Origin of the sequence: Pasteurella pantherarum (assembly GCF_049670885.1) — a bacterium.
In the GTDB taxonomy this organism is placed as follows: Bacteria; Pseudomonadota; Gammaproteobacteria; order Enterobacterales; family Pasteurellaceae; genus Pasteurella.
On the sequence record NZ_CP187173.1, the window covers coordinates 1,941,775 to 1,962,351 of the forward strand.

The 20,577-nt window shown below is 40.3% G+C and carries 20 protein-coding genes and 1 CRISPR repeat array (1 of these 21 only partly in view); of the genes, 6 read left to right on the forward strand and 14 right to left on the reverse strand.

The genetic code is table 11. From position 1 onward, the window contains the following. The first annotated feature begins 15 nt into the window (after positions 1-15). Positions 16-843, forward strand: a complete 828-nt coding sequence (locus tag ACPEEM_RS09070) for a MetQ/NlpA family lipoprotein (protein WP_424401824.1) — start codon at positions 16-18, stop codon at positions 841-843. 307 nt (positions 844-1,150) lie between these two features. Here the strand turns inward: ACPEEM_RS09070 and fbaA are convergent, their stop codons facing one another. The 4 genes from fbaA to ACPEEM_RS09090 form a co-directional block, all read right to left on the reverse strand. Then, positions 1,151-2,230: a class II fructose-bisphosphate aldolase gene (gene fbaA / locus ACPEEM_RS09075; protein WP_424401825.1), complete on the reverse strand. Its 1,080-nt coding sequence runs from the start codon at positions 2,228-2,230 to the stop codon at positions 1,151-1,153. Positions 2,231-2,270: 40 nt separating this feature from the next. Continuing rightward, positions 2,271-2,690, reverse strand: a complete 420-nt coding sequence (locus ACPEEM_RS09080) for a hypothetical protein (protein WP_424406735.1) — start codon at positions 2,688-2,690, stop codon at positions 2,271-2,273. Between the two features lie 42 nt (positions 2,691-2,732). Continuing rightward, positions 2,733-3,896 (reverse strand): phosphoglycerate kinase, encoded by a 1,164-nt coding sequence (gene pgk / locus ACPEEM_RS09085; protein WP_424401826.1) that lies wholly within the window; start codon positions 3,894-3,896, stop codon positions 2,733-2,735. Between the two features lie 115 nt (positions 3,897-4,011). Beyond that, complete coding sequence (locus ACPEEM_RS09090; protein WP_424401827.1) at positions 4,012-4,707, reverse strand: ribonuclease T2 family protein; 696 nt, start codon at positions 4,705-4,707, stop codon at positions 4,012-4,014. A 77-nt stretch (positions 4,708-4,784) separates the two neighbouring features. Between ACPEEM_RS09090 and ACPEEM_RS09095 the strand changes: the two genes are divergently transcribed. Further along, a complete protein-coding gene (locus tag ACPEEM_RS09095) occupies positions 4,785-5,045 on the forward strand; it encodes a YfhL family 4Fe-4S dicluster ferredoxin (RefSeq protein WP_424401828.1) in 261 nt (86 codons plus the stop codon). Position 5,046: 1 nt separating this feature from the next. Here the strand turns inward: ACPEEM_RS09095 and ACPEEM_RS09100 are convergent, their stop codons facing one another. Continuing rightward, positions 5,047-5,448 (reverse strand): hypothetical protein, encoded by a 402-nt coding sequence (locus ACPEEM_RS09100; protein WP_424406737.1) that lies wholly within the window; start codon positions 5,446-5,448, stop codon positions 5,047-5,049. A gap of 87 nt (positions 5,449-5,535) precedes the next feature. Further along, positions 5,536-6,624, reverse strand: a complete 1,089-nt coding sequence (locus tag ACPEEM_RS09105; protein ID WP_424406739.1) for a tRNA/rRNA methyltransferase — start codon at positions 6,622-6,624, stop codon at positions 5,536-5,538. Positions 6,625-6,789: 165 nt separating this feature from the next. Between ACPEEM_RS09105 and pssA the strand changes: the two genes are divergently transcribed. Then, complete coding sequence (pssA, locus tag ACPEEM_RS09110; protein ID WP_424401831.1) at positions 6,790-8,160, forward strand: CDP-diacylglycerol--serine O-phosphatidyltransferase; 1,371 nt, start codon at positions 6,790-6,792, stop codon at positions 8,158-8,160. A 143-nt stretch (positions 8,161-8,303) separates the two neighbouring features. On the opposite strand, the gene ACPEEM_RS09115 is transcribed toward pssA, so the two are convergent. From ACPEEM_RS09115 to hflD, 8 genes are all read right to left on the reverse strand, one after another. Further along, positions 8,304-9,203 carry a hypothetical protein gene (locus ACPEEM_RS09115; protein ID WP_424406741.1) on the reverse strand — a complete coding sequence of 300 codons (900 nt, stop codon included), beginning with the start codon at positions 9,201-9,203 and terminating at the stop codon, positions 8,304-8,306. A gap of 14 nt (positions 9,204-9,217) precedes the next feature. Then, the gene (locus ACPEEM_RS09120; protein ID WP_424401833.1) at positions 9,218-9,403 is read right to left on the reverse strand and encodes a hypothetical protein; all 186 of its coding nucleotides are present in this window, start codon (positions 9,401-9,403) and stop codon (positions 9,218-9,220) included. Positions 9,404-9,704: 301 nt separating this feature from the next. Next, positions 9,705-10,427: a LutC/YkgG family protein gene (locus ACPEEM_RS09125; protein ID WP_424401834.1), complete on the reverse strand. Its 723-nt coding sequence runs from the start codon at positions 10,425-10,427 to the stop codon at positions 9,705-9,707. 17 nt (positions 10,428-10,444) lie between these two features. Further along, complete coding sequence (locus ACPEEM_RS09130; RefSeq protein WP_424401835.1) at positions 10,445-11,848, reverse strand: LutB/LldF family L-lactate oxidation iron-sulfur protein; 1,404 nt, start codon at positions 11,846-11,848, stop codon at positions 10,445-10,447. Positions 11,849-11,859: 11 nt separating this feature from the next. Beyond that, positions 11,860-12,579 (reverse strand): (Fe-S)-binding protein, encoded by a 720-nt coding sequence (locus ACPEEM_RS09135; RefSeq protein ID WP_424401836.1) that lies wholly within the window; start codon positions 12,577-12,579, stop codon positions 11,860-11,862. 78 nt (positions 12,580-12,657) lie between these two features. After that, positions 12,658-14,244 (reverse strand): L-lactate permease, encoded by a 1,587-nt coding sequence (locus ACPEEM_RS09140; protein ID WP_424406743.1) that lies wholly within the window; start codon positions 14,242-14,244, stop codon positions 12,658-12,660. Positions 14,245-14,600: 356 nt separating this feature from the next. Then, positions 14,601-15,968 (reverse strand): adenylosuccinate lyase, encoded by a 1,368-nt coding sequence (gene purB / locus ACPEEM_RS09145; RefSeq protein ID WP_424406745.1) that lies wholly within the window; start codon positions 15,966-15,968, stop codon positions 14,601-14,603. A 28-nt stretch (positions 15,969-15,996) separates the two neighbouring features. Continuing rightward, positions 15,997-16,608 (reverse strand): high frequency lysogenization protein HflD, encoded by a 612-nt coding sequence (gene hflD / locus ACPEEM_RS09150; RefSeq protein ID WP_424406747.1) that lies wholly within the window; start codon positions 16,606-16,608, stop codon positions 15,997-15,999. A 387-nt stretch (positions 16,609-16,995) separates the two neighbouring features. Here hflD and ACPEEM_RS09155 point away from each other — a divergent pair, with 387 nt between their 5' ends. From ACPEEM_RS09155 to rfaC, 3 genes are read left to right on the forward strand one after another with little or no spacing between them, the layout of a single operon-like run. After that, positions 16,996-17,403 carry a copper chaperone PCu(A)C gene (locus ACPEEM_RS09155; RefSeq protein WP_424401840.1) on the forward strand — a complete coding sequence of 136 codons (408 nt, stop codon included), beginning with the start codon at positions 16,996-16,998 and terminating at the stop codon, positions 17,401-17,403. Between the two features lie 60 nt (positions 17,404-17,463). Then, positions 17,464-18,510, forward strand: a complete 1,047-nt coding sequence (waaF, locus tag ACPEEM_RS09160; RefSeq protein WP_424404970.1) for a lipopolysaccharide heptosyltransferase II — start codon at positions 17,464-17,466, stop codon at positions 18,508-18,510. Further along, positions 18,507-19,463 (forward strand): lipopolysaccharide heptosyltransferase RfaC, encoded by a 957-nt coding sequence (gene rfaC / locus ACPEEM_RS09165; RefSeq protein WP_424406749.1) that lies wholly within the window; start codon positions 18,507-18,509, stop codon positions 19,461-19,463. The genes waaF and rfaC overlap by 4 nt, the downstream gene beginning before the upstream one ends. 6 nt (positions 19,464-19,469) lie before the next feature. Further along, positions 19,470-20,577: a CRISPR direct-repeat array (repeat unit 28 nt; unit sequence TTTCTAAGCTGCCTGTGCGGCAGTGAAC) (it continues 181 nt past the right edge of the window).

Here is a 20,577-nt window from a genome sequence, read left to right on the forward strand (position 1 = left end):
TAAGAGGATTCATTTATGAAATTAACAAAACTTTTAGGTCTTGCAACGATTTTCTCTGCCGTTGCATTAGTAGGCTGTAAAGATGAGAAAGCCGCAACCACTGCATCACAAGAACCCGTAGCACGTAAATTAACATTGGGCGTCATGTCTGGTGCTGAAGCACAAGTTGCAGAAGTTGCCGCCAAAATTGCCAAACAAAAATACAATATTGATGTGAAATTAGTGGAATTCACAGAATATACACAACCCAATGATGCACTGGCTAAAGGGGATTTGGATGCGAATGCTTTCCAACACAAACCTTATCTCGATAAAGAAGTGGAACAACGTGGTTATAAACTTGCCATTGTAGGTAATACCTTCGTTTTCCCAATTGCCGCATATTCTAAAAAAATCAAAAACGTTTCTGAGTTAAGAGATGGGGCAGTTGTTGCTGTACCGAATAACCCAAGTAATTTAGGTCGTGCACTATTACTTTTAGAAAAACAAGGTGTAATCAAATTAAAAGATCCAAACAACTTATTCTCAACCTCTATTGATGTGGTTGAAAATCCAAAACACATCGTGATTAAAGAAGTGGAAACCTCATTACTTCCTCGTACATTAGATGATGTGGATTTCGCCATTATTAATAACACCTATGCTGGTCAACATGGTTTAACTCGTGAAAAAGATGGTATCTTTGTTGAAGATAAAGATTCTCCATATGTTAACTTAATCGTGACCCGTGAAGACAACAAAGACAACGAAACCTTAAAAGATTTCGTTAAAGCGTTCCAAAGTGAAGAAGTTTACCAAGAAGCGGTTAAACATTTTAAAGATGGTGTGGTAAAAGGTTGGTAATGCCCTTTTTATCTACATGATGCTAAAAAATCCCTAGCTGAGTCTGGGGATTTTTTTATGCCGTAATGAACAGGTATCATGGTCAAAATAGGGAATTTTTGTCCATGACTCCTTTTGTTGAAAGATAAAAAGTGCGGTGCTTTTTACAAAACTTTTGACCGCAAGAGGTCTAAAAAAGTATTGAACAACATTCACCGCCAACACCAAGCTTAACGGTAATCTCGGCAGAAAATTCACCGAGAAAAAACCCCAGCATGGCTGAGGTTTGTTTTGATAAGTCTGATTAATGTTTCGTGACTTTTACTGATTACAATACATCAATACAGTTTAAGTCTTCGAAAGATTTCTCTAAGCGTTTAGACATAGACTCTTCCATTTTGCGTAACCAAACACGTGGATCATAGTATTTTTTGTTTGGTGCATCAGCCCCTTCAGGGTTACCTAATTGACCTTGAAGATAGTCTTTGTTCGCATTATAGAAGTTTAAAATACCTTCCCAAGATGCCCATTGTGTATCTGTATCGATATTCATTTTAATCGCACCGTAGCTGATTGCTTCACGGATTTCTTCACGGCTTGAACCTGAACCACCGTGGAATACGAAGTTGATCGATTTCGCTGGAAGATTACGTTCTTTTGAAACGAATTCTTGTGATGCACCAAGGATAGACGGTTTTAATTTCACGTTACCTGGTTTATACACACCATGTACGTTACCGAATGCAGCCGCCACTGTGAAGTTAGGGCTAACTGGATTTAATGAATCGTACACGAATAATACATCTTCAGGTTGAGTGTATAAACGTGATTCATCAACATCGCTGTTGTCCACGCCATCTTCTTCACCACCTGTGATACCAATTTCGATTTCTAAAGTCATGCCCATTTTGCTCATACGGGCAAGATAGCCTTTACAGATTTCCATATTTTCTTCCATTGGTTCCTCAGAAAGGTCGATCATATGAGAAGAGAATAATGGTTTGCCTGTTTCAGCGAAATGTTTTTCACCTGCATCGAGTAAGCCGTCAATCCAAGGAAGTAATTTTTTTGCTGCGTGGTCAGTGTGAAGAATCACAGGCACGCCATATTCTTCTGCTAATGCATGAACATGTTTTGCACCCGCAATTGCACCTAATACATCGTTACGTGTACCTGATGCAGGTTTTAAACCTTTACCTGCGTAGAACTGTGCACCACCATTTGAGAATTGAATAATCACAGGTGCTTTTACACGTGCTGCGGTTTCTAATACTGCATTTACAGAGTCTGAACCCACACAGTTTACTGCTGGGATTGCAAAGTTATGTTCTTTTGCATATGCAAATACTTTTTGAACATCATCACCAGTAATCACGCCTGGTTTTACAATATCTAATAATTTAGCCATTTTATGTTTCCTTTTTACAATATATTAGTAAAAACGTATTTTACTTTGTTAATTTTTTACTAATTGTTCCACTGGTGACACCACTTACTGTTGCAACTGTAGCAGTTCCACCTGCCATTCCTGCTCCACCTGCTGCAATGGCACCTCCACCTAACTTAGCTAAAGCAGCACTCTTTAAAGCTGCACCACTAAGAGTATTAATTGCGGTCCCAGTAGAAGCGGCACCCAAAATTCCTGTTTTTCCGACAACAGCTGCAATAGCTGGTGCAGCTGCCCCCGCAGATGCAGCTGCGGCAATAGTAGTAACAGTAACTATAGCAGCTTTCCCTGGATTTTCAGCTACATAGTCAACCACATTTTCTAGCACATCTATACTAGCAGTAGCGACAGATTCAACAGCATCAATTCCAGTGGAAACTATATCTTCTACTCCATACCAAAAATCATCCCAGATTCCCATGTTCTACTCCTATAAGTAACATAATTATGATGAGCTACCGTGTTAACCATTTGCACGTTTTTCTAAAATTTCTACCGCTGGTAATACTTTACCTTCAACGAATTCTAAGAATGCACCGCCACCTGTTGAGATATAAGAAATTTTATCTTTGATACCGAACAGATCAATCGCCGCTAAGGTATCACCACCACCTGCAATGGAGAAACCTTCGCTATTTGCGATGGCTTGAGAAATGATTTCAGTTCCTTTGCGGAAATTCGGGAACTCAAATACACCCACTGGACCATTCCAAAGAATAGTTTTTGCATTTTTGATAATTTCAGCAAGTTGTGCTGCGGATTTATCACCAATATCAAAAATTGACTCGTTGTCTTGTACTTGATCGACTGCTTTTTCAGTGGCTTCCGCTGTTTCGGAGAATTCTAAACCAACACGAACATCCACTGGCACTGGAATATCTGTGCTTGCTGCTAAGTTTTTCGCCACAGGAATTAAATCTTCTTCATAAAGTGATTTACCGACATTATGACCTGCTGCAGCAATAAAGGTGTTTGCGATACCACCACCGACAATGATTTGGTCAGCGATTTTAGACAATGAATTTAAGACTTCTAATTTGGTTGAAACTTTTGATCCACCCACAATCGCCACCATTGGACGAGCAGGATCTTTTAATGCTTTACCTAATGCATCTAGCTCAGCAGCAAGTAATGGACCTGCACAAGCAACTGGTGCAAATTCTGCCACGCCATAAGTCGACGCTTGTGCACGGTGTGCCGTACCAAACGCATCCATTACGAATACATCACAAAGTGCGGCATATTTTTTACCTAATTCAGGATCGTTTTTCTTTTCACCTTTGTTGATGCGAACGTTTTCTAACACAACGATTTCGCCTTCATTGACCTCTACGCCGTCTAAATAATCACGGACTAAACGTACTGGCACATCCAAATGTGCATTTAAGTAATCAACTACAGGTTTAAGTGAACTTGATTCATCAAATTCACCTTCAACAGGACGACCTAAGTGTGAAGTTACCATCACTTTTGCTCCTTTCTCAAGAGCAAGTTTTAAGGTTGGAATAGTTGCACGAATACGTGCATCAGACGTGACTTTGCCATCTTTAACAGGCACATTAAGATCTGCACGAATGAATACACGTTTGCCACTTAAATCCAAATCGATCATTTTGATTACTGACATATTTCATCCTCTTATTAGGTTAAATTAAAAAATCGAAAACGAAAGTATTATAACGCTTTCTAGCTAGACTGTACTGCGTTAGATCAAATAATTTTCATTATTTAATGAATAAAAATTAATAACCAGTACGACTTCTTGGGCAATCCATCACTTGCCATTTTAAATCATAACAAATGAAAAGTTCATTACGGCTTGCACCTAAATAAGCATCTTGTAAGTGTTTGTTATTTTTACGTAACCATTGGAAAAGCTCATTACGACTCAGTTCATAAGTCGGTAATTTTAAAGTGCGGTATAATGCTCGCTGTTTTTCAAAATAGGCTTTCGCATCATCAAACCCGCAAGCACCATGCTTTTCCCATTCACCTTGTAAAAGATTCGCACTTGGGGATTCTGGTAAATATTGTTCAATAATCTCTTGTGGCACCATAGGTAAATCCCCTTTACAAAAACGTGGATGATCGGCAATCCGTCTTGCTCGTTCATTTTGTGCCCATAGCCCATGAATCACCCAGCCGAAGTGTTGCGTTAAACCGCATTGATATTGCAAAGATTTAGGTAGATTATCGCCATAACGATCACGTTGTTTTTCACAAAAAGCAGGCGACCAAGAAAGCACAAGCGTATAATAATCAATTGGTGCATCCGCATTTTGACCAATTGGATCGTTTTTCATCACATAGTCATAATTACGATCAACAATGACTTCAACGGCTTTCTTTTGTTTTGAAAAGAAATACCAACCCGCTAACAAAAACATTAAAAAACACACGACAAAAATCGAAAGCTGAAGCGTTTTTTTCTCGTTCATAAAATTCCTGTTTCACTTTTAAACTGTATTCATTATAATCTGTCGCTTTCACTTTAACACAGCAAAGGACAAATACCATGGCACTTTTAATTACTGATAAATGCACAAATTGCGATATGTGCGAGCCTGAATGTCCCAATGAAGCTATTTCAATGGGGGACGAGATCTATGTGATTGATCCTGCCCTTTGCACAGAATGTGTGGGGCATTATGAAATCCCGACCTGTCAAAAAGTCTGCCCTATTAATCATTGTATTATCACTGATCCAGACCATATTGAAACTCACGAACAACTGTGGGAACGTTTCGTCTTGATTCATCATGCCGATAAATTATGACTTAAGCAAGTGTTAATATATGCTCTTTTTCCACTAACCACTGTTGAAAATGCTGAATATAATACGCAATATCCTGTTCTTCATAACCCAATAATCGCCCAATTTCACGCTCATATTCAGGCACAAAGCTCGCTCTTGCCAAATGTAAATATTTCACTAACAAATAAGCCTGTGGTAAATATTCAGGATAAACAATGATTCTATGCCCTATCAGCACTTGCTTACCATTTACGCTCACAAACCGAGGTAACTCAAGCGTTAAAAACACACCTTGTTGAATATAAGGCTCAAATTCCTCAGGCATATCCAAATCTAAACCAAATAAGGCGATGGATTTTTTTCTCGCCAACATTAACTCAAGTTCTTTTCCCTCGTGAGGACCAATCATGCCTTTTGTACACATTCCTTTCATTCCTTTAAACAACATAAACGAATCAATGTGGTTCGACCTTGATTTTACAGTGTTTCCTTGCGAAATCACTAAATCGGCTTATGACAAACTATACTCCCATTGAGCCAATAAAATGCCCGTGGCAACCGCAATATTTAATTCTGCTTTTAATGGATTAGCTTGCGATAGCACCACCTGCTCATCGCCTTCTTGGGCAAAGGTCGCCTTGCCTTGTTCATTCACCACAAAAACGACTTTATCTGCAAAGGCTAACTTAGATAATGGCTTGGCTTGTTTACTCGAAGTGAGATGAATAATTTGATAACCCGCTTGGCGTAATTGCTGTAATGCCGAATCCACATAATCTGTTTCAAGCACACGCACATATTCCATTCCACCTTCTGCCACACGCATCGCTGAAGAAGAATTTAAACTGTCCGCAAAGGCGTGTTCCACAATCACGCCTTTCACACCAAAAACCGCACTGGTGCGAATGACCCCACCTAAATTATGCGGATTTTTTACCCCATCCATTAACACTAAACAATCTTGTTTGCGAGGAATCGCCAAATAACCTGATAACGTAAACGGACGAGCTTTTTTCACTAACATACAAATGCCGCCATGGTGTTCTGTTCCACTGACTAAGGTCAATTCCGCCTGATCCACCACATGATAGGCTTTTTTATTTTCGGCTAAATAACTGAAAAGCTCACCGCTCTTTTTCGCCATTTCTACGGTTGCCCAAATACGCACAATGCTTTCTGGACGCTGTGCAAACAACGCCTGACAGCTATTCTCACCATAGACTTTCATTTCTTCCGCACGATTTTTCTTAATTTTTTCTGGGGCACGTGGCGAAAGGGCACCTGTTTTCTTCTCACGAGGTTTCTCACTCACACCCGTACTTTTCACAATCACTTTCACTTTGCCTTCTTCCCCAGAGGCGGTTCGCATTGTGGTTTCGGAAATACGTTGTTCAACTTGTTGTGAAGAATAAGGGGGGCGATTTTTGGCTGAAAATTGGTGACTTGTTGAAGATGCCCGAGGTTGACGCTCGCCACGATCTTCGAATTTTTCTTTCTTAAAGTGCGGTGCTTTTTTGGCTGATTTTTCACCAACAGAACGTTCATTAAATTTTTTTTGAGATGCTTGCTGAAAGACAGGAGATTTGATTTTATTATTCATTTTGATATGCCAAATTAAGTGTTGGAAGGCGTAAAAAATGCACAAAAAGCAGTACATTTTACAATAAAGTGTGAGCATTATAACGAAAATACCGCATTTTTCTACCAAGTTACGGCGTAAATATTGTAAACTACGGAGCTAATCAAACTATAGAGAATGATTTTTATGTTGATAAACAAAACCAAACGAGCAAAACAAAATATCAATCGTTTATTCTGTTTACCGTTACAAGCTGAACAAGTGGAATTTATTTATAGTGCTGCCGCCTTTAAGCAGCAAATTATTCAGCTTATAAGACAAGCAACATCACGCATTTATGTGACCGCACTTTATTGGCAACATGATGAAGCAGGGCAAGAAATTTTAGATGAAATCTACCAAGCCAAACAACATAACCCTGCATTAGATATTAAAATTTTCATTGATTGGCACCGTGCACAACGTAATCTTCTCGGTGCGGAAAAAAGTGCAACCAATGCAGATTGGTATTGTGATCAACGTGCCAAACACCAATTAGCTGAAAACGTGTTTTTCGGCGTACCTATTAACACTCGTGAAGTTTTTGGCGTATTGCATATTAAAGGTTTTGTTTTTGATGACACCGTCCTTTACACAGGGGCAAGCATCAACAATGTGTATCTTAACCAATTAAACAAATATCGTTATGATCGCTATCATAAGATCACACATCCTCAATTAGCCGATAGTATGGTGCAGTTTGCTCAACAATATCTGTTAGATCCCACCGCCACCTATCCTTTAGATCAGATCGCACGCCCAAAAACAAAGGAAATCCGTCATGCCATTCGTGCATTTCGTAAAGGGCTTGCCTTTGATGCACACTATCAAATGAAAGGGGCAAGTTTGCTAGAAGATAATGGCGAACAACTGACGATTTCCGCCCTTTTTGGCTTAAGCAAATATGACAACCACTTAAATCAAGTGATTGAAGATTTATTCCAAATTGTCGAAACACAATTGGTTATTTGCACCCCTTATTTTAATTTTCCACGAACCTTAAAACAGAAAATTAAAGCCTTGTTGGCGAAAGGGAAAAAGGTCGAAATTATTGTAGGGGATAAAATTGCCAATGATTTTTATATTCCCCCATCAGAACCTTTCAAAATGGCAGGGGCATTGCCTTATTTATACGAAAGCAATTTGCGTCAATTTAGCAAAAAATTTGCCCACGAAATCGAGCAAGGTTTATTAACCATTCGCACTTGGAAAGATGGCGACAATACCTATCATCTCAAAGGGGTTTGGGTGGATAACCAATATATTCTCCTCACAGGAAATAATTTAAATCCACGAGCTTGGCGTCTTGATGCTGAAAACGGTCTGCTCATTCACGATCCAAAACAACAATTACGCCCACAAGTGGAAAAAGAGCTCAATTGCATTCGCCAGCACACTAAGGTCTTGCAACATTACACAGAACTTGAGGAAATGTCGCAATATCCAGAACCTGTACAAAAACTGCTGAAGAAATTTGCCCGTGTAAAAGCCGATAAACTGGTGAAGATGATCTTATAACATCACGAGACATTAACTACATCCCATAACAAATGTTATCTTAACTATTGATTGACAATAAATTTAACAAAAAACCGATCCACGCCTTATTTAGCGAGGATCGGTAAAGCAACTTATTGATTGTTTAACCTTGAATAGATGATTTATTCCATCAATGTTTTGAAATCATCATAACTCAATCCTAGTTGAGAACGTGCCTTTTGGGCTTGTGCACAAGGATAGTAATCTGACACGGCTTGACGCTTTTTATAATTTTTCCAATCATTACCCATTTCCGCTAAGCGTTGAACACATTGGTTATAATCTTTTTTCAAAGACTCGTAATTTTTCACATAATTATCAATCACGTCTTGGCTTTTTTTATTATACACCTTTTCCCATGTTGAGCAGAGAATCTGATTATGCTGAGCATCATACGTACAGTTTTGCTCTCTTAAAGGTGATAGGGCCTCAATACTAAACTGACTAAAATGCTTCTCGCTACTCATTTCAAATGCTTTTTTCCAAATATCACAAGCAGAAAAGCTACGTTTATCACGGCTACAATATTGTTTTTCTTGATTTTTAAGATCGTCAAAAGCCACCTTGCTTAACTGTGCTAAGCCTTCAGCCACTTTCTCCTCATACAGTGACTTAAACCCTCTGCAACGATAATCACTATCTTTAATATAGGTTCCTGCACATTCTGTATTGACATATTGAGTAGCAAAGTCTTGCCATTCCAGCTTACCAAATTCTGCTTGGAGTGTTTTTTTGGCTTCATCAATTAAGGCTTTTTCTTCCGCTTCACGTGCTAAGCGTTCTTTTTCCTCTTGTTGGCGTCGATGCTCATTGAACGCGGCACGAGCTGCATTACACTCCGCATCGTTTTTTATTTTTTTGTAAGCCTCTTCATTATCGCTACGGAAAGCATCATCAATTTGAGCTCGACATTGCTTAAATTTTGCTTCTGCCTTTTCAGGATTTTTTAAATAATAGGCTTGATCTTTCTCTCCACAAGCAACAAGTGCGAGAACAACACTAATAATAGTTAATTTTTTCATCTTGTTTTCCTTTCTTAACAGCGATTAGCCGCTTTCAATAACGCATTACAGTTTGAATTTTTGCCTTTTTTAGAGGCATTTCCTTTCGTTGCACTGCCTGCCCCAGAACAAATTGCATCAGAAGACATTACGCCATTTCTACTGGGGCAATAAGCAGTTAAAAGATTTATGGCTAAGAGAGAAATCAGTCCCTTTTTCATAATGTTATCCTTTATGAATTGATGGAAAATTAACCCCAAAGCGATTGCATTTTATCCTGTGCTTAAAATAGGTGCAATAAAAAAACCTTGTGTTTGCCAGAGCAATATTGATTGTAAAAATGATCTATCCAATAACATAAAAATCTTGGTTTGCTGTCTGCCTATACTGACAAACAGGGTGTGCAAAACTTTTTCAAAATGCACCGCACTTTGGTGAGATTTACCCGCTCCGTGTTGTTATCTGCCATCTTGAGTGCATAAAAAAAGCAAGCGAATCGCCTGCTTTTTTCCTGTTATCCCATTACACCATGGACGGGGCTTGGGTATCATCAATAATTAAATAGGCTTTTGCCACAGGGCCATGAACACCGACGACTTTGATTAACTCAATATCTGCCGTGGAACTTGGTCCTGCAATCAAATTAATGCAAGAAGGCATACGTTCCCCTTGTTGTGCTTTTTCATGCAAAATTTGTGAAAGTTGTGCCACACGTGGCAGAATGCTACTTTTATTTAAGACCACAATGGCAACTTTGGGCAATAAACTCACTAAACGTCCACGTTGTGCATCAGAAAAGAGCACAATCCCACCTGATTCGGTTAAACCATATTCGGCGAACACAATCCCGATATTTGCGGTATTGGCAAAAGTGCGGTTCATTTCTGCTGAATTTTCGGACCAAATATGGGTTTCATATTTTGCTTGCACCGCAGGCGTTATGCCTGCTTCCACTAAACGATGATCATGATTTAAAATCACAGGGCCACCACAGTATTTTTCGCACATGGCTAATAAGTCTGTTGTCGCCTGTTCTGGTGTGGTCATTTGGCAATTGACTAACATGGTTTGTGAGGCAAATTCGATAAAGGCATCACAACGTTCGTCAAGGCTTAACTCCGTTAAGCGAGTCACCGGGTGGGTATTTAAGGGGTGATATTCACTCACCACTTGTGTACGAGGCTCTCGCCCTAATTGTTTAGCAAGGTTATCTAAAAACTGCTGTCTATTCTTTTGATCTAACATAGAAATTCCTCACGTTATTAACGGTTTTTAAACCAAGAGCGGAAGCTTTCGCCTTCAGCTTCAGGTAAATCACGGGCTTTTGTCCATTCTGCTATCGCCCCCACTTGAATCGGCATTTTGCCATCACGAATAGCTAATTTCGCTACTTTTGCCCCCACATTCATGCCAATTTTCCATAAGGCAGGATTGCTATTGGCAAAATTAAAGGCTTTCACAGACAGGCGTTCGGCTAAAGGGTTCATGCCTGATTCGGCAATATTACGACGGTGTTTGAGCAACAGGTTCGCTAATGGAATTTTAACAGGGCAAACTTGGTTACACGCCGTACATAAAGAACAGGCAGAGGGCAAGTCTTTAAATTCTTCATAGCCACCTAAGATCGGGGAAATCACAGAACCAATTGGACCGGGATAAATGGATCCATAACCATGACCACCAATTTGACGATAGGCTGGGCAGGTATTTAAACAAGCACCACAACGAATGCAACGCAACACTTCACGGAATTCAGAACCGAGCATTTTGGAACGCCCATTATCCACAATCACTAAGTGAAATTCTTCTGGACCATCCGTTTCACCAGCCAAACGAGGGCCAGTTAACCACGTGTTATACCCTGTTAAACGAGCACCCACGGCACTACGAGCCAGTAAAGTGATCAATACATCCACTTCTTTGAAAGTAGGGGCTAAACGTTCCATGCCCATGACAGCAATGTGCGTTTTGGGTAATGAGGTGGCTAAACGCAAATTACCTTCGTTCGTGACTAAACAGACACTTCCTGTTTCTGCCACGGCAAAGTTACAACCACTGACACCGATATCGGCTTCCAAGAAATCATGGCGAATGGTTTCACGAATAAATAAGGTCATTTCTTCTGGGGTATCTGACCCCGTATACCCTAATTTTTCGGCTAAGACTTTGCGGATTTGGTGACGATCTTTATGAATGGCAGGCACTACGATATGCGAAGGTTTATCTTCTGCGACTTGTAAAATATATTCGCCGAGATCCGTTTCAACCACTTTAATGCCTTCTGCCTCTAAAACATGGTTCATGCCAATTTCTTCTGTCACCATGGATTTGGATTTGACAATTTTCTTGGCATTTTTTTGTTTTGCGACCTGTTTAATATAGTTTGTGGCATCTTCTGCGGTGGCCGCAAAATACACATGTCCGCCATTTTGGGTCACTTTTTCGGATAATTGATACAAATACGCATCAAGGTTTTCAATCACATGGTTACGAATGTCTTTTGCGTGTTCACGCCATTCTTCCCAATGCCCTAATTCTTCCACCATTTTTTGACGATTCGCACCGATACGTTCTTGTGCCATCACCACGGCTTTACGCATAATATCATTTTGAATTTCTTCATTAATGCGAGGTTTAAATTGAAGGTGACTGGTTTTAATTGACATGGCTCTCCCCCTTAGCGACTCATTAGTACTTCAGCAATATGCATGACTTTCACGTGATGACCTTCACGTTTTAAACGTCCGCCAATGTTAAGTAAGCAACTAACATCTGCACCGATTAAATACAACGGTTTGACAGCCATAATATGGCTGACTTTTTCTTTAACCATTTCACCAGAAATTTCAGCCATTTTGACTGAGAATGTGCCACCAAAGCCACAGCAGGTTTCTTGGTTGTGAATCGGTAATAAGTGTAAGCCTTCCACATTTTGCAGTAATTTGACGGGCTCTTCTTTTACGCCAAGTTTACGGAATAAGCTACAAGAGGGGTGGTATACGGCATTGCCAGGTAATTTCGCCCCTACATTTACCACATTTAATTGGTTAACAATAAAATCTGTTAAATCGTAAAAGCGATCCGCCACTTTTTTAGCACGTTCAGCCCATTGCGGCTCATCTTTCAAGTATTCTGCATAGGTTTTTATGGCATAGACACAAGAACCTGCAGGGGCAACGATTGGATAATCATTCACTTCAAAGGTTTCAATGAGTTTTTTCATGGCGGGAATGGCTTGCAAGACATAGCCACTGTTCAGTGCAGGTTGCCCACAGCAACCTTGTTTTTCAAGAAAGGTAATCTGACAACCAAGTTTTTCTAAAAGCAGAACAGACTGTTTGGCGACATTGGATTTCAAGGCATCACCAATGCACGTCACATAAAAATTGACATTCATTTTCATCACTCCAATAAATGCTGAATATAGCTAACTTTCACAAGTTAGCTATCTGTAAAAAAATCAATCAAAAATAAATTAGTAAACAACAACTGCGACAAACGCTGCAATAACACCATAAAGGAACATTGGCAGAACAGTACGTTTTAAAATAGTACCTTCTTGGTTGCTCACATTTAATACCGTACATACGGCAATGATGTTATTAAGGCACACCATGTTACCCATTGCCCCGCCAACAGATTGTAATGCAAGGATCAAGGGAACTGACATGCCTGTGGTTTCAGCGATAGATAATTGAATTCCACCAAAGGTTAAGTTTGAAACGGTATTCGACCCTGAGAAAAATGCCCCAATTGCACCAAGGTAAGAAGAGAAATAAACCCACTTATCTCCCGTGACCTCTGCGAAGGTTTTTCCGATGATAATCACCATGGAATCATAATTCTCATTGCCGACAAGCATTAATTTTACCATAACCAATGCACCTAATAACGCAAAGAATGGTTTTTTCGTTTGTTGATAGGTGCTCACCACAATGTTTTTTGCCTTTTCACAACTTAATTTGAAGACCAAAATGGACACAATCACCGTAACAATAAACGGAATGAGTGAAGGGACGTATAAGGTTTTGTAGCTTTCGTTAATCCCCTGACCTAAGATATTATTTAAAGACAAGATCAAGGCTTGGCTCACTTTAAATTCACCGAATGCCCCTAAAGAGACGCTAAACCATGTGGTCGCATCATTTAATAATTGTTTAATACCTAATTGATGGATACGGGTAACGATTAAAATCCCAATTAACATCATGGTTGGGAATAGTGCTTTAACCAAGGCACGCCATTCCACTTTCTCTAATTGTTTCTCCACATTTCCTTCTTTGCTGACACCAATACCTTGATTTGCCGCCAGAATAGAAATAAACAAACCAATGGCGCCTCCGACTAAAGCAGGAAACTCGTAGTTCACTTGGGCTAAAAAGAAATAAGGGATCGTACAAGCTAAGATGCTAATATAAATAAAGATAAGATTTTGTTTGATCTGTTGCCAGCTCACTAAGAAACGTAATGCGAAAAGCGGAATCACAAAGGCTGCAACAAAGTGAATCAATGCCGTTTTTTGACCAAGTTCAAGCACCGTCTCTTCACTTAAACCTAATGGACCAAAACCAAACCATGTTGGTGTCCCCACGGCACCAAAGGAAACTGGCACGGAATTCATCACTAATGCAAGCATAGCAACCTGTAAAGGTTTAAATCCTAATCCCATTAAAATAGGTGCCGCAATGGCAGCGGGTGTACCAAAACCACTCGCACCTTCAATCATGAAGGTAAATGCCCAACCAATGATCATAATTTGTGCCACTGGATTTGGGTTGATATTGGCTAACCATTTACGTAATACATCTGTGCCCCCAGACACTTCCATCATGCGATTAAATAAAATCGCCCCAAAAATAATTGTGATAGGGGTTTGTGTGGCAATTAATCCTGCTATGACATTCGCATTTAATTGCGTAAAATCTGTACCAAAGTAAAAAGCTTGTAAAAGATAAGTTAATAAAGCGATTAAAGGAAGGGCAATATAAGAAGGTAAACTATTGCGTTTGACCATTAAATAAATCAATAGCACAATAGGAAGAAGGCTAATAAAAAAAAACATAATAAAATCCCATACATAAGATTAATTGGAAGGTCATCACAAATCATATTTATGTTGAAATAACCCTTTATGCGTATATAGATTTAACACATTCCATGCGATGAGAAAAATATCAGCAAACAATGATGTTAACAGAATGTTATATTAAAGTAATTTACAAAAAATGCTTTAAAAAAACGATTTTTTTATGTGATATGATTCACACATCTTACAATTTCTCCAGAATCAGATTAACTTTCAATCAGATTGCGTGTGAAAAAAAGAGAGGATCATGTTTGAAGACAAAAATAAGGCGGTATTAAAATCATACCGCCTTATTTTTTATTGCTTGGATGACAGAAGGTCTTTTTCTTGCCTTATAATTTTTCCACTAAAGCCACTGCATCACCAATATAGGTGGCTGGCGTCATTTGTTGTAAACGTACTTTTTCTTCCGCTGGAATGGCTAATTTTTCGATAAATTCACGCATTGCCACCGCATCCACACGTTTACCACGGGTTAATTCTTTAAGTTTTTCATACGGTTTTTCAATACCATAACGACGCATCACGGTTTGAATAGGCTCGGCAAGCACTTCCCAGTTTTGATCTAATTCATCACGTAAATGTTGTTCATTGACTTCTAATTTGCTAATGCCTTTGCGTGTTGCCGCATAAGCAATTAAGCAATATCCCAAGCCTACCCCTAAATTACGCAACACCGTTGAATCCGTTAAATCACGTTGCCAACGAGAAATAGGCAGTTTTGCCCCTAAATGAGCCATGACAGCATTGGCTAAACCTAAGTTACCCTCTGAGTTTTCAAAATCAATCGGGTTAACTTTATGTGGCATAGTGGACGAACCAATTTCCCCTGCAATGGTACGTTGTTTGAAATGATTTAAGGCAATGTAGCCCCATAAATCACGGTCGAAATCAATGATAATCGTATTAAAACGTGCCACATTGTCGAAAAACTCCGCAATGTAGTCATGTGGCTCAATTTGTGTGGTGTATGGGTTCCAAGTTAAGCCTAAAGAGGTCACAAATTCTTCACTGAATTTATGCCAATCAATCTCAGGATAAGCCGATAAATGGGCATTATAGTTCCCCACCGCACCATTGATTTTACCCAAGATTTCAATTTGCTGTAATTGTTTGAATTGACGCTGTAAACGATACACCACATTCGCCATTTCTTTCCCCATAGTCGAAGGTGAAGCTGGTTGACCGTGAGTACGAGAAAGAAGCGGGATCGTTTTGTATTCTTTAGCAAGTGCGGTGATATCGGCGATTAATTTTTGCCATTCAGGTAATAACACCTCTTCACGAGCCGTTTTTAACATTAAGGCGTGAGAAAGGTTATTAATATCTTCTGAAGTACAAGCAAAGTGGATAAACTCACTGACTTTAGCTAATTCAGGCAAGGCTTCACTTTTCTCTTTTAGGAAATATTCCACCGCTTTTACATCGTGGTTGGTGGTGCGTTCAATTTCTTTGATACGCTCTGCATCTTGCACACTGAAATTTTCAACAATCTGGTTAAGGTAATCGTTTGCCTCTTTCGACAAGCAAGGGACTTCTTGGATTTGATCTGTCGCTGCCAATTTTTGTAACCAACGGACTTCCACCGTCACACGGAATTTTAGCAAGCCAAATTCACTAAAAATTGAACGTAGTGAAGTCACTTTGTCTTGATAACGACCATCAATCGGGGAAAGTGCAGTTAATGCATTAAGTTGCATAGCGTTTTGCTCCATAAAAATAAGATAATTAAAGTGAAGAATAAATCTGTTTTGCCATCGCCACAATTTTGCGACGAGAGAACAATATTTGCCATTTTGTACCACCCACTTGACGCCATAACACGGCGGAACGAATGCCTGCTAACAAACACGCACGAATACGATGATGCATGGCAATTTGCTGTAAATATTCGGTTGAACCTTTCACTTGAATTTTATTACCAAGTGGGCTAATCACATCAACATAAATACTGGCGAGGATAGAGAGCATTTGCTCATCGAGTAAGTGATAATGGGTAATTTGGGTGGGTAAATACTGAATACGACGGGCTAATTCGGCTTTGGCTTGAGGATTTTTATTTAGCTTGCCTTCTAAAGCAAGTAAGCTTATCCAATATCGACTTAAATCAGAACCATTACCATGCATTTGTTCCAATAAGGTTTCAAGTCCTAGCTTTAAATGACTTTCCTTCCCCCCAAACACAGCCAAGGTATTTTCTGGTGTCGTCATTAAGAGTGAGTTTAAACTCACTTCCAACGCAGTTTGATCAGCCTGTCCTTTCTCTGCAAACTGTTGTACCAATTTAGCGGCTTGACAAACACCCGCAAGTGCTAATGTAATATCGTAATAATTCGCCATAGAATCGGAATAAATAAGATTGGACTAATTAAGAATAAAAAAATCGGAACAACAATATAGCACTTTTTAACATTTTTTTAAAGCTATCGATTAAGGTGCAAGCCTCGCCTCTCTGGAGAATTTCTATGTAAAATGCCTTTGTGCCAATAGCATATCCTTCATTGAACCCGCATCCTTTCCCCCTCATCAATAAGGTGATACAACAAGTTGCAACAAGGGTTATGACTTAAAAGAAAACAATCTGAATAACTTATCAACACATCATTATGCAAAAATAACTAGCTAAATCGTTAAGAACACGGTATTTTTCTTAAAAAAACGTATTATAATGCCATCAGTTTCGCTTAATTACTGTGTTGTATTTTATTCTCATGTCAAGGATGTACTATGAAAAGTTTAGCAACCATCATTTTTATCGCCATGGCGATCTTACCCGTCCGCTTATTTGCACAGATTCATATCGAACAAGCGACGGTATTTTCTGCAAAAGCAGGGGAACAAACCGCTATCTTCATGAATATTTACAATACGGGGGAAAATACCGTCACGTTAAAAGCGGTACAAAGCCCCATGCAATCCAATATTGCATTACGTGGATTAGAAAATGGCAAAATGCACAATATTGCAGTGATCGATGTGCCACCCAAAGAAATGACACCCTTAAAACGTGGTGGCTTTCATATTATGGTCTTTAATGTAGAACAGGATTTGGTGGTCGGCAAAACATTTCCACTGCATTTATTGTTTGATAATGGTCAAACCATTGATATTGAAGCAAAAATCATTACAAATTAGCCATTTTCCATTTAAATCAACGTAGTTAACCTTCGACTTTGTGACAACAATGGAAACACAATGAATATTTTAATCATAGGTCCTTCTTGGGTGGGCGACATGATGATGTCCCACAGCCTATACCAAGTATTAAAACAACAATATCCCAATTGTGAAATTGATGTAATGGCACCCAACTGGTGCAAACCCCTCCTCGAGCGTATGCCAGAAGTACGCAACGCGATCACCATGCCAATTGGACACGGTGCCTTTGCATTAGGTGAACGTTATCGACTCGGTAAAGCCTTAAGAAATCAATATGACATGGCGATTGTGTTACCCAACTCCTTAAAATCTGCCTTTATTCCTTTTTTTGCTCGCATTCCTCGACGTCGTGGCTGGAAAGGGGAAAGTCGCTATATCTTCTTAAACGATCTTCGTACCAATAAAAAAGACTACCCCATGATGGTACAACGCTATATCGCCTTAGCATTTGAAAAAAATGCCGTCCCTCAGGCGAATGCCTTACCTCGCCCTGTGCCTTATTTGCACATTGATCCTAAAGCACAGCAACACACCTTAAAAAAATTTGAAAAACAGACCGCACTTCTCGCCCAACGTCCAAGTATCGGCTTTTGCCCAGGGGCAGAATTTGGTCCAGCCAAACGCTGGCCACATTATCATTATGCCAAACTAGCCACAATGCTCATTGAACAAGGTTATGCCATTCGTCTATTTGGATCCGCAAAAGATGAAGCCGTAGGGGAAGAGATTCGCCAAGCCTTGCCAGACTCATGTCGTCCTTATTGCCTCAACCTTGCAGGGCAAACAAGCTTAAATGAAGCCGTGGATTTAATTGCAGATTGCCTCGCCGTGGTGAGCAATGACAGTGGATTAATGCATATTGCCGCAGCAGTAAAACGCCCATTAGTGGCACTTTACGGCCCAACAAGCCCAGCTTATACGCCCCCACTTTCTGACCAAGCCGTCATTATTCGTTTAATCGAAGGCGGATTAATTAAAGTGAGAAAAGGAAAAGACAGCGATGAAGGCTATCACCAAAGTTTAATTGATATCCAACCCGACATGGTGTTGGAAAAACTCACCGCATTACTGGCAAACCCATGAAAATTTGTTTAGTCAAAACCTCATCAATGGGGGACATTCTACACAGCCTACCCGCTCTCACGGATGCCCAACATGCCCTCCCCCATTTACAGGTGGATTGGGTGGTGGAAGAAAACTTTATGGAAATTCCCCATTGGCATCCAGCAGTCAGACAAGTGATCCCCATCGCCTTACGCCGTTGGCGTCAATCCCCTTTTTCAAAGCAAACCCGACATCAATGGCAACAATACCGCACATTATTACAAGCAGAATCTTACGATGCTGTCATTGATGCACAAGGCTTAGTGAAAAGTGCTTTCTTTGCGACACGACTGGCACAAGGCACAAGCCATGGCTACGATCGCCACTCAATACGAGAACCCCTTGCCGCCTTTTTTTATAATAAAAAATACGCCATCAGCTACCAACAACACGCCGTTGAACGCATCCGCCAACTGTTTGCACAAAGCTTAAATTACCCACTCCCAAACACCAAAGGGAATTATGGCATCGCCCCCCATTTCACAGCTCAGCCAAACCCAGTGCCTTATCTATTATTTTTCCATGGCACCACAAGACAAGATAAATGCCTGCCCGATGCACAATGGCGAGCATTGGCGGAAAAACTGACAACCAGAGGCTTACAGATTCGTCTTCCTTGGTCAAATGCACAAGAAAAACAACGTGCAGAAATGATTGCTAACGGTTTGGAAGGTATCACCATTTTACCGAAATCCAGCCTATCTGAATTAGCACAACACATCATCAATGCACGTGCCGTTGTGTCTGTTGATACAGGATTAGCACACTTAACTGCCGCCCTCAACAAACCCAACCTAACACTCTATGGCGCCACCGATCCCAAATTAATTGGCACCTACGGCAAAAATCAGCATTACCTCATTGCCGACAGCATGAATAAAATCAACGCCGATGAAATTTTCCAAAAACTAACCGCACTTTTCCCTTTTTGAATGAAAATTTAAAGCTGCCTGTGCGGCAGTGAACTAATGCTGGGTTTTCCTTTTAATGGGGTCAAGTTTCTAAGCTGCCTGTGCGGCAGTGAACATTGGAATAAATAAAAAGCCACCTCGGAACGTTTTCTAAGCTGCCTGTGCGGCAGTGAACGTTGGTATTCCTGGTAGTGGCAAATCCTATGATTTCTAAGCTGCCTGTGCGGCAGTGAACGTGTTGGTGTTGTTGGTGTTGGGTGTTGGTTTATTTCTAAGCTGCCTGTGCGGCAGTGAACTGAAAAATCAAATCAGTTCGCCGTCGCTATTGTTTCTAAGCTGCCTGTGCGGCAGTGAACGACGTTTTTTGCCATTAATCTTTCGATTGAACTTTCTAAGCTGCCTGTGCGGCAGTGAACCATATTTTATCCCTATAATTAAGCCCCTTTCGTTTCTAAGCTGCCTGTGCGGCAGTGAACGAAGATTTGCCACCACGCCCTTTCACAATCACTTTCTAAGCTGCCTGTGCGGCAGTGAACTAATCAACAAGCTTTGCCGAAAGTGCCTTAACTTTCTAAGCTGCCTGTGCGGCAGTGAACGGCAACGGCTTGCGAGTGGGGCAAACGCAAGATTTCTAAGCTGCCTGTGCGGCAGTGAATCACGCAACTTCTTAGCCTGTCGCATGGTTGCGTTTCTAAGCTGCCTGTGCGGCAGTGAACAGAATTGTCGTATAACGATAGGCTCAAGCGATTTTCTAAGCTGCCTGTGCGGCAGTGAACCTCGTGAAACTGCGGGCGTTCGCATATAATGTTTTCTAAGCTGCCTGTGCGGCAGTGAACAGCACAATAATCAAAAACTTTTTTGTAATACTTTTCTAAGCTGCCTGTGCGGCAGTGAACTAAATGTCAATTACAGCTTATGTTGGTATTCCTTTCTAAGCTGCCTGTGCGGCAGTGAACTATCATTCGTATGGACGGCAATCCTAGTAGATTTTCTAAGCTGCCTGTGCGGCAGTGAACCCAATTAATTTCTTTGAAATATCGCCTGATGATTTCTAAGCTGCCTGTGCGGCAGTGAACTCACGCAATGCTTTATTTGCTGAACGGTAATCTTTCTAAGCTGCCTGTGCGGCAGTGAA